9 protein-coding genes are annotated in these 9,609 nt (G+C 71.5%); 2 read left to right on the top strand and 7 right to left on the bottom strand.

Translation table 11 applies throughout. The annotated features are described in order from the left end of the window. Positions 1 to 318: 318 nt before the first annotated feature. Positions 319 to 1,326, bottom strand: a complete 1,008-nt coding sequence (locus KUM38_RS22075; RefSeq protein ID WP_217131160.1) for a stage II sporulation protein M — start codon at positions 1,324 to 1,326, stop codon at positions 319 to 321. Between the two features lie 149 nt (positions 1,327 to 1,475). On the opposite strand from KUM38_RS22075, the gene KUM38_RS22070 reads away from it, so the two are divergent. Continuing rightward, positions 1,476 to 2,441: an RDD family protein gene (locus KUM38_RS22070; RefSeq protein WP_217131159.1), complete on the top strand. Its 966-nt coding sequence runs from the start codon at positions 1,476 to 1,478 to the stop codon at positions 2,439 to 2,441. 20 nt (positions 2,442 to 2,461) lie between these two features. Here the strand turns inward: KUM38_RS22070 and KUM38_RS22065 are convergent, their stop codons facing one another. Together KUM38_RS22065 and ahcY are read right to left on the bottom strand one after the other, a co-directional pair. Continuing rightward, positions 2,462 to 3,076, bottom strand: a complete 615-nt coding sequence (locus KUM38_RS22065) for a hypothetical protein (RefSeq protein WP_217131158.1) — start codon at positions 3,074 to 3,076, stop codon at positions 2,462 to 2,464. Between the two features lie 150 nt (positions 3,077 to 3,226). Further along, the gene (gene ahcY, locus KUM38_RS22060; RefSeq protein WP_217131157.1) at positions 3,227 to 4,684 is read right to left on the bottom strand and encodes an adenosylhomocysteinase; all 1,458 of its coding nucleotides are present in this window, start codon (positions 4,682 to 4,684) and stop codon (positions 3,227 to 3,229) included. Between the two features lie 345 nt (positions 4,685 to 5,029). Here ahcY and lepB point away from each other — a divergent pair, with 345 nt between their 5' ends. Next, positions 5,030 to 5,704 (top strand): signal peptidase I, encoded by a 675-nt coding sequence (lepB, locus tag KUM38_RS22055; protein ID WP_217131156.1) that lies wholly within the window; start codon positions 5,030 to 5,032, stop codon positions 5,702 to 5,704. A gap of 89 nt (positions 5,705 to 5,793) precedes the next feature. Here lepB and KUM38_RS22050 read toward each other — a convergent pair whose 3' ends face one another. The 4 genes from KUM38_RS22050 to KUM38_RS22035 all read right to left on the bottom strand — a co-directional run bounded on the left by KUM38_RS22050 (position 5,794) and on the right by KUM38_RS22035 (position 9,549). Further along, entirely contained in the window at positions 5,794 to 6,774 is a 981-nt protein-coding gene (locus tag KUM38_RS22050; protein WP_217131155.1) for a cation diffusion facilitator family transporter, read from the bottom strand. Between the two features lie 145 nt (positions 6,775 to 6,919). Further along, positions 6,920 to 8,071, bottom strand: a complete 1,152-nt coding sequence (gene manA, locus KUM38_RS22045; RefSeq protein WP_217131154.1) for a mannose-6-phosphate isomerase, class I — start codon at positions 8,069 to 8,071, stop codon at positions 6,920 to 6,922. Positions 8,072 to 8,171: 100 nt separating this feature from the next. Continuing rightward, complete coding sequence (locus KUM38_RS22040) at positions 8,172 to 9,299, bottom strand: SIS domain-containing protein (RefSeq protein WP_217131153.1); 1,128 nt, start codon at positions 9,297 to 9,299, stop codon at positions 8,172 to 8,174. Positions 9,300 to 9,378: 79 nt separating this feature from the next. Then, positions 9,379 to 9,549: a Trm112 family protein gene (locus KUM38_RS22035; RefSeq protein WP_217131152.1), complete on the bottom strand. Its 171-nt coding sequence runs from the start codon at positions 9,547 to 9,549 to the stop codon at positions 9,379 to 9,381. Positions 9,550 to 9,609 lie beyond the last annotated feature (60 nt).

The following is a 9,609-nucleotide window of genomic DNA, read 5'->3' as shown; positions in this document are numbered from 1 at the left end:
GTTTCCGACTCTATCAGATCTTTCCGACCCGATTTCCTCGGTGCTTTCCGGGTTCCCGCTTCCGCGTTTCCCTTTCCGGCGGTTCCGACTTTATCAGAAGTTTCAGGGCGGATTGACCGGCCTTCGTTTTCCGACTTTATCGGGAGGTGCTTCTTCGAAATCAGCGTTTCGATCAGAAGCTGACAGATGCTCACTGTCGCCTTCCGGGTCAGACCCCATCTCCAGGCAACTGTTTGAATCTACCTCCCCGCCTGCTCCGTGTCAACGGCTCCTGCGGGGCGAAGAGAAGACTAGCAGCTCAGCGGCCCCGCACGCACATCAGGCAGCCGTGGGCACGTCGGCGCTGCGCTCGGTCGCCTCCAGGTCACCGGTCTCGCCGGCCCGCGCCGCACGTCCCCCCAGGACATAGACGTAGGCCAGGAAGGCCAGCTCGGCGATGACTCCGATGGTGATGCGCGCCCAGGTGGGCAGGCCCGATGGAGTGACGAAGCCTTCGATGGCGCCGGAGACGAAGAGGACCAGGGCGAGGCCGATCGCCATGGCCAGGGCTGCCCGGCCTTCCGCCGCCAAGGCCGTGCGTCGGGTGCGGGGACCCGGGTCGATGACGGTCCAGCCGAGGCGGAGGCCGGTTCCGGCTGCGACGAAGACCGCGGTGAGTTCCAGGAGGCCGTGCGGCAGGACGAGGCCGAGGAAGGTGTCGAGACGGCCGGCGGAGGACATCAGACCGAAGCCGACGCCCAGGTTGAGCATGTTCTGGAAGAGGATCCAGAGGACCGGCAGGCCCAGGAAGACCCCCAGGATCAGGCAGAGGGCCGCGGCCCACGCGTTGTTCGTCCAGACCTGGGCGGCGAAGGAAGCCGCGGGGTGGCTCGAGTAGTACGTCTCGTACTGGCCACCGGGACGGGTGAGCTCGCGCAGCTCGCTGGGAGCCGCTATGGACGCCTGTACTTCGGGATGGGTGCCTATCCACCAGCCGAGGAGTGCCGCGACGGCTGTGGAGAGGAGCGCCGTGGGCACCCACCAGTGGCGTGACTTGTAGACGGCGGCCGGGAAGCTGTGGGACAGGAAGCGCGTGACGTCCCGCCAGGAGGCGCGGCGGGCGCCGGTCACGGCACTGCGCGCGCGTGCCACCAGTTGGCTGAGCCGGCCGGTCAGCTGCGGGTCGGGAGCGGCCGACTGGATCAGGGAGAGATGGGTGGCCGTGCGCTGGTAGAGGACGACGAGTTCGTCGGCCTCCGCGCCGGTGAGGCGGCGCTGGCGCCGGAGCAGGGCGTCGAGGCGGTCCCACTCCGCGCGGTGGGCGGAGACGAAGACGTCGAGGTCCATCGGTGTGCCTGCTCCTCGGCTGTTCGTCGGCGGTCGGCCCGACCGGTGGATGGGTGATCTGCTTGATCGGCTGGTCGTACTGCGGTGCGATGTGACATCAGCTTGGCAGACTGGCGGTGTTCGGGGCAGGCCAGGGAAGGGCGGCAGGCGTGAGTGAGCTGGTGACGGGTGAGGCGGTGGCGTTGGAGCTGCGCCCCGCGAGGCTGCCCAGCAGGGCACTGGCCGTGCTGCTCGATCTGGTGGTGGCCGTGGCCGTCTATGTCGCGGTGACCATCGCTCTGGTGGCTGCCACGGCTTCGTTGGACGAGGCGGCACAGACGGCGATCTCGATCGCCTTGTTCGTCCTCGTGCTGGTCGGTGGGCCGATCCTGGTCGAGACGCTCAGCCATGGGCGGTCGCTCGGGAAGATGGCCTGCGGGCTGCGAGTGGTGCGGGACGACGGGGGGCCGATCCGGTTCCGGCACGCGTTGGTGCGGGGCCTGATCGGTGTGATCGAGATTCTGATGACGCTCGGGGTCGTGGCCTGCATCGCTTCTCTGGTTTCGGCGCGGGGACGACGGCTCGGGGATGTGTTCGCGGGGGCTCTGGTCGTGCGGGAGCGCGTTCCGGTCGGGCAGGCGGGGTTCGTGCCGCCGCCTCCGCCGTGGTTGGCCGGGCGTTTCTCGGGACTCGATCTGTCGGCGGTGCCCGATGGTCTGTGGCTCGCCGTCCGGCAGTACCTGACGCGGATGGGGCAGCTCGATCCGCAGGTCGGCTGGTCGATGGCGGAGCGGCTGGCCGCGGACCTGGCCGAGCGCACGGGGGCGCCGGTGCCGCCGGGGGTGCCGCCCGCGGCGTATCTCGCGGCGGTGGTGCAGGAGCGGCAGGCCCGGGAGGCCCGGCGGGCGTTCGGACACGGGCCGGCCGGGGGTGGCGGGCCCATGGGTACGGCTGGTCCGGCGGGTTCCCATGCCCCGCCGGTGTATCCCGCCGCGGCCGTCGCGCCGGATGTGCGGTCGGCTGCGTATCCGTCGGCGGGTCCGGGAGCCGTGGTGCGCGGGGAGCGGGCCGTCCCGCCGCAGCAGGAGGGATCGACGGCCGATCGGCCGTCGACGGGGTTCGCCCCGCCGGCGTAGGTGCCTTCGGTGGGCGCCGGTCAGTCGAAGACCGACGGTGGTGATTCGAGGTCCTCCAGTTCGATGCCGGGGGCCGCGAGGACCACGTCCCCGGCGAGGTGCACGGAGTGCTGCTCGCCCGTGTCCAGGGCTGTGACCTGGTATTCGTCCACGGTCAGGGGGCCGTTGTCAGTGGCGTGTGCTTCTCTTTTCACCAGCGCCCAGGACTGGTCCAGGGTGCGCGGGGCGAGGACCGGGTCCGTGAAGGCGACGAGGCGTACGCGGGTGGCGGGGGCCGAGGGGGTGAGGCGCAGGAGGCGGGCGGTGGCGACGAGGAAGGCGGGGGACGAGCCGGTGAAGGCGTGGGCGCGCACATTGCCTTCGGTGGCGTGGGTCCCGGTGGGGTCGGTGCGGACCCAGGTGACGCCGTCGAGGGCGGCGCCGCGGACCTGCCAGCTCGCGGCGTGGAGTTCGAGGCGGATGGGGCGGCCGAGTTCGTCGAGGGCGAGGTCGACCGAGCCCAGGTGATCGCCTGAGGGGGCGGTGAGCTGGGAGACGTAGCGCCAGCCGGAGGGGCCGGGGGCGCAGTGGAAGTGCTCTTCCGCGAGGGGGGTGTGATCGTGCGGATCGTGGAGCGAATAGCGGCCGCGGGGCATGGGGGTCCTGGGTCGTGACGGGCTGGGCCGGTCGCCGGTCCGCGCAAGGGGCAGGCCCCCGACACGGGGGTGCGGGGGCCTGCCTCGGAGGACCTGCTGCCGGGGAGTCCGTCCGTGCACGGACGGACTCCCCGCGGTGGGAGCGTGGGCTCAGTAGCGGTAGTGGTCCGACTTGAACGGGCCCTCGACCTGCACGCCGATGTACTCGGCCTGCTCCGGGCGGAGCGTGGTCAGCTTGACGCCGAGCGCGTCGAGGTGGAGGCGGGCGACCTTCTCGTCGAGGTGCTTGGGCAGCACGTAGACGCCGGTCGGGTACTCGTCGGGCTTGGTGAACAGCTCGATCTGGGCCAGGGTCTGGTCCGCGAAGGAGTTGGACATCACGAACGACGGGTGGCCGGTGGCGTTGCCCAGGTTCAGCAGGCGGCCCTCGGAGAGGACGATGATCTTCTTGCCGTCGGGGAAGGTCCAGGTGTGGACCTGCGGCTTGATCTCGTCCTTGACGATGCCGGGGATCTTGGCGAGGCCGGCCATGTCGATCTCGTTGTCGAAGTGGCCGATGTTGCCGACGATGGCCTGGTGCTTCATCTTGGCCATGTCGGTGGCCATGATGATGTCCTTGTTGCCGGTCGTGGTGACGAAGATGTCGGCCTTGTCGACGACCTCGTCGAGCGTCGTGACCTGGTAGCCGTCCATCGCGGCCTGCAGGGCGCAGATCGGGTCGATCTCGGTGATGATCACGCGGGCGCCCTGGCCGCGCAGGGACTCCGCGCAGCCCTTGCCCACGTCGCCGTAGCCGCACACGACCGCGGTCTTGCCACCGATCAGGGTGTCGGTGGCGCGGTTGATGCCGTCGATCAGGGAGTGGCGGCAGCCGTACTTGTTGTCGAACTTCGACTTGGTGACGGCGTCGTTGACGTTGATCGCCGGGAACAGGAGGGTGCCGTCGCGCTGCATCTCGTACAGGCGGTGGACGCCGGTCGTGGTCTCCTCGGTGACGCCGCGGATCTCGGAGGAGAGCTGGGTCCACTTCTGCGGGTTCTCGCCCAGGGTGCGGTTGAGCAGCTCGAGGATGACGCGGTGCTCGTCGGACTCGGCGGTGTCGGGCGAGGGGGCCTTGCCGTCCTTCTCGTACTCGACGCCCTTGTGGACGAGGAGGGTGGCGTCACCGCCGTCGTCGAGGATCATGTTGGGGCCGCCGGTGGGGCTGTCCGGCCAGGTCAGCGCCTGCTCGGTGCACCACCAGTACTCCTCGAGGGTCTCGCCCTTCCAGGCGAAGACCGGGACGCCCTGCGGGTTGTCGGGCGTGCCGTTCGGGCCGACGGCGATGGCGGCCGCGGCGTGGTCCTGGGTGGAGAAGATGTTGCAGGACGCCCAGCGGACCCGGGCGCCGAGGGCGACCAGGGTCTCGATGAGGACGGCGGTCTGCACGGTCATGTGCAGGGAGCCGGTGACACGGGCGCCGGCCAGGGGCTGGGCGTCGGCGTACTCCTTGCGGATCGCCATCAGGCCGGGCATCTCGTGCTCGGCGAGGGTGATCTCCTTGCGGCCGAACTCGGCCAGGGAGAGGTCGGCGACCTTGAAGTCCTGTCGGTTGTCGACAGTCGTCATTGCGAGCTGCTCCTCGGGGTGTGGGTCGAGGTGGGTACGGCTGGTCTGCGCGGCGGCGGACACAGGGGTGCCCGAGGAGGACACAGGCATGCCCGCGTGCGCGCAGCGCAGTCCGTCGGAGGCCCTCTCTCCCTCGGCCGGTCCGCGGTGGACCGCCCGACCGCCATCAGCAGCGACGTCTGGCTCCGTCCCAAGCTACACCGCCGGGCCCGGCCGACCCCAGTCCGCCCGCGTACACATCAGGCCGATCTGGCGAGCGTCCCGTTCCCGGTCCCCGCGGCCGTCGTCCGTGCGGGCCGCTAGCCTCACCCCGCGCGGACGGGCCGTGCGGGAAGGGGTTCGGGCATGGACACGGGGCGGGGAACGCTGGTCGCGGGGTGGGTGGTGCTCGCGGCGGGGCTGCTGACGGTGGTGGCGTCCCTGGGGGCTCTGCGGCTGAACTACGGGATGGCCGACGTGCAGGGCGAGAGCATGGCACCCTCGTACCGGCTCGGTGACGACGTCGTCTACGCGCGCGTGGACGGGGACGAGGTCCGGCGCGGTGACGTGGTGCTGTTCTCGATGCCCGACCGCTATCCGGGAGGCGGGCTCGTCATGCAGCGGGTCATCGGGGTGGGCGGTGACCGGATCGTGTGCTGCGAGGGCGAGGGGTCCGCGCGGCGGCTCACGGTGAACGGCAGGACGTCGGAGGAGCCGTACGTCAAGGACGGGGACGCCAACGGCTCCGTTCCGCAGCGGTACGACGTCCGGGTGCCGCAGGGGCGGCTGTTCCTGCTGGGCGACCACCGTCTGAATGCGCGGGACTCCCGCTTCTTCGCCGACGACCACGGGGGCACGGTGCCCGCGGAGGCGGTGCGGGGCCGGGTGACGGAGGACCGCCTGGGCGTGGTGCTGCTCGCCGGGGCGACGCTGTTCGGGTTGCTGCTGGCGATCGCGGGGCTGATCGGTGTGCTGGCGGGGCGGACCAGGCGACGGCGGTCGGCGGAGTTCGACACGGAGTTGTGGCCCGCGCACTTCTGAGACGCGGGTCCCCACGGGACGACGGAGGGGCCCGCCGGTGTGGCGGGCCCCTCCGTCATGAGGTCCTGCGGGTCCCGGTGGGGCCGGGCTCAGTGACCGGCGCCGTGGGTGGTGGGGCCGCCGGGGGCGGCCTCGGGGTCGGAGCCCTTGGCGGCTTCGGTCTCGCTGTAGATGTCGGGCTCGAGGTAGATCACCCGGGCGATCGGGACGGCGTCGCGGATGCGGGACTCGGCGGCGTCGATGGCGGAGGCGATCTCGGTGGCCGTGCCGTCGTGCCGGACGCCGATCTTCGCGGCGACCAGCAGTTCCTCGGGACCGATGTGGAGGGTGCGCATGTGGATGATGCGGGTGACGGTGTCGCCGTCGACGACGGCGGCCTCGATCTTCTGGGTCTCCTCGGCGCCCGCGGCCTCCCCGAGCAGCAGCGACTTCGTCTCGACCGCGAGGACCAGGGCGATCAGGATGAGCAGGACGCCGATGCAGAGGGTGCCGATGCCGTCCCAGACGCTGTCGCCGGTGGCCAGGGCCATGCCGACACCGCCGAGGGCGAGGATCAGGCCGACGAGCGCGCCGAGGTCCTCCAGGAGGACGACCGGCAGCTCGGGCGCCTTGGCATGGCGGACGAACTCCTTCCAGGAGCGCTGGCCGCGCAGGACGTTGGACTCCTTGATGGCGGTGCGGAAGGAGAAGCACTCGGCGATGATCGCGAAGACGAGGACACCGACCGGCCAGTACCAGTGCTCCAGCTCGTGCGGGTCCTTGATCTTCTCGTAGCCCTCGTAGAGGGCGAACATGCCACCGACCGAGAACAGCACGATGGAGACGAGGAAGGCGTAGATGTAGCGCTCCCGGCCGTAGCCGAAGGGGTGCTGCGGGGTGGCCTGGCGCTGTGCCTTCTTGCCTCCGACGAGGAGCAGGGCCTGGTTGCCGGAGTCGGCGAGCGAGTGGACGGACTCAGCGAGCATCGATGACGAGCCGCTGAAGATGAACGCCACGAACTTCGCTACCGCGATCGCGAGGTTGGCGGCGAGTGCCGCCACGATCGCCTTGGTGCCGCCTGACGCGCTCATGTGTTCGCGTTGTCCCTTCGTACGCCGTGTGGGGCCCGGGCAGGCGTGGGTGCACGCCTGCCCGGGACTTTGCCCGTCCTTTGACGGTGGGCCATTGTTGCAGCCCGGTTCGGCGACAACGTGTCAGGTCGCCGTCACGGGGTGATCAGGCGACGACGGTGGCCCTGAACAGGGTTCCGGTACCCGCCACTTCGGCCTTTTCACCCGAAGGGACGAACACGGAGGTGCCGGGCGTCAGTTCGTGCTCGCCCGCTCGTACGGAGCCGGCGGTGCAGAGCAGGATCTGCGGGGTGGTCAGTGTGAGGTCGTGGGTGGCGCCGCCCGCGGGGAGGACGTAGCGGGAGAGGCGGAACTCGTCGATGGGGGTCTCGTAGACCTCCTCGCCGTCCGGGCCCGCCTCCGGGCGCAGCACGCCGGGGTCGCCGGCCTCGAAGCGGACGATGCGCAGGAGTTCGGGGACGTCGACGTGCTTGGGGGTCAGGCCGCAGCGCAGGACGTTGTCGGAGTTGGCCATGATCTCGACGCCGAGGCCGTCGAGGTAGGCGTGCGGAACGCCGGCACCGAGGAAGAGCGCCTCGCCGGGCTGGAGCCGGACGTGGTTGAGGAGCATCGCGGCGATGACACCGGGGTCGCCCGGGTAGTGGTGGGCGATGTCGGCGTACGGGGCGTAGGCGCCGCCGAGGCGGTCGCAGGCGGCGGCGGCCTCGGCGACCGTGCGGGCCATCGCCTCGGGGTCGGCGGTGAGGATCGCGGTGAGGACCTCGCGCAGGGCCGCCTCTTCGGGGTGGGCGTGCAGCAGGTCGACGTACGGCTTGAGGGAGTCGACGCCGAGGCCGTCGAGGAGCTCCGCGGCGCGCTGCGGGTCGCGGAAGCCGCACAGGCCGTCGAACTCGGTGAGAGCACAGATCAGTTCGGGCTTGTGGTTGGCGTCCTTGTAGTTGCGGTGCGGGGCGGTGACGGGGACGCCGCGGCGCTCCTCGTCCGCGTGGCCCTCCTTCGCCTGGGCCAGGTCGGGGTGGACCTGGAGGGAGAGCGGGGCTCCGGCGGCGAGGAGTTTGAGCAGGAAGGGCAGGCGGGGGCCGAACTTGGCGACCGCGTCCGGGCCGAGTTCCCGCTCCGGGTCGGCGTCGATGACCTCGACGAGCGTGCCCCGGTCGGTGCGCGAGGGCGCACCGGGGTGGGCGCCCATCCACATCTCCGCCTGCGGCTCGCCGGTCGGTTCGGTGCCGAGCAGCCGCGGGATGGCGGTGGTGGAACCCCAGGCGTAGGGGCGGATGGTGTTGTCGAGGCGGTCCATGGGGTTCTCTGCGTTCCTTCTGCCGGTTCTCGTGCGGGCGCGCGGTGTGGTGCGTGTCGTGCGTCTGCGCGGAGGGAGGATCAGGGGGTCCCGGGCATGATCAGGCTCTCGAGGCGAGCGCCAGGTAAACGGCGGCGAAATCCGTGACGGCGATCAGTTCCGCGAGGGTCTCCAGTTCGCCGCCCGCCTCCGGTTCCAGCTCGCTGATCGGCGTGTCGTGGGTGAGCGCCAGGTCACGGGCGGCGGGGGCGGCGGTGAGGCCGCCGGCGGGGCGGTCGCGGAGCAGCACCACGCGCGCGTGCAGGGCGGGTGCTTCCTCCACGCGGTCGCGGAAGAAGTCGTCCGGGTCCGCGCCGGCGGCGAGCCGGCCGGCCAGCAGGGCACTGTGTGCGGCGAGCGCCTCGGGGAGTTCGGCGACGACGGCGGGGGTGCCGGAGAGTTCGGCGAGGGCGGCGGCGAAGCGGCGGCCTGCCGGCCCGGCTGAGACCCCTTCGGTCCATACGACAGGGAGCGCGTCGGCGATTTCGGCGGCCAGGGTCTTGGCGGGGTTGCTGTACGTCGCGATGGCCGGACCGCAGCGTTCGGCGATTCCGTCGAGGCGGTCGGCGATCTTCTCCAGGGCGTCCGGCGGGGCGGTGAGCAGGCCGGTACGGTCCAGGAGCGCGAGCAGCGGGGTGAGCAGCGCCCACAGGACGCCGGGGGCGGAGGCGGCGAGGGGTTCGTCCTGGTCGTAGGGCGCGGTGGCCATGGGGACGAACAGGCCGACGGAGCCGTTCACCGTCTCGGCGAGCGGGGTGCGGGCGGGGGCGACGGCGACGACGGTGCAGCCGCGGCGATAGGCCTGCTCGGAGAGCAGGGTGAGGCCCGGTTCGGTGCCGTCCGGGGTGGCGATGAGGAGCAGGTCCACGGAGCCGGCCCAGCCGGGCAGTTCCCAGCGCAGGGCGCCTGCCGCGGGGGCGACGCCGGTGGGTGCGAGGCGGGTGACGGGACTGCCGGCGCCGGCCAGGGTGCCGAGGAGGTCGGCGGTCTGGGTGGCGGCGGCGCCGGGGCCGGCGATGAGTACGGCGCGGGGGCGGCCGTCGGGCTTCAGGTCGTTGACGCCGGCCTCGGCGGCGTACCGTGCGGCGGTGCGGACGCGGGCGCCTGCTTCGGCGGCGCCGCGGAGCAGGGCACGGCGGTCGGCCTCGGCGAGGCCCTCCGGTGAGTCGAGCAGCGATTCGTCGAGCATGGGCGGCAGGCTCCGATCTCCGATCTCCGATCGGCGGGGCGTCGTCGGTGCGCGGGGCGTCGCGTCGGATGCGCGTCGGTTACGCGGGGCGGCGGGCCTCGTCGACGAGGAGTACGGGGATGCCGTCGCGGACGGGGTAGGCCAGGCCGCAGTTCTGGCCGGTGCAGATCAGTTCCGTGTCCTGCTCCTTGAGGGGGGAGTGGCAGGCCGGGCAGGCGAGGATCTCCAGGAGGCCGGCTTCGAGTGGCATGGGGGTCCCTTCGCTGGGTGGATGTGCTGGTCAGGGTACCGCCGGTGGGGGGTGGGTGGC

This window comes from Streptomyces sp. AC558_RSS880 (assembly GCF_019049255.1).
Lineage (GTDB): Bacteria > Actinomycetota > Actinomycetes > Streptomycetales > Streptomycetaceae > Streptomyces.
Note: the sequence above shows the minus strand (reverse complement) of the source record. Positions and strands in the feature narration are given on the sequence as shown.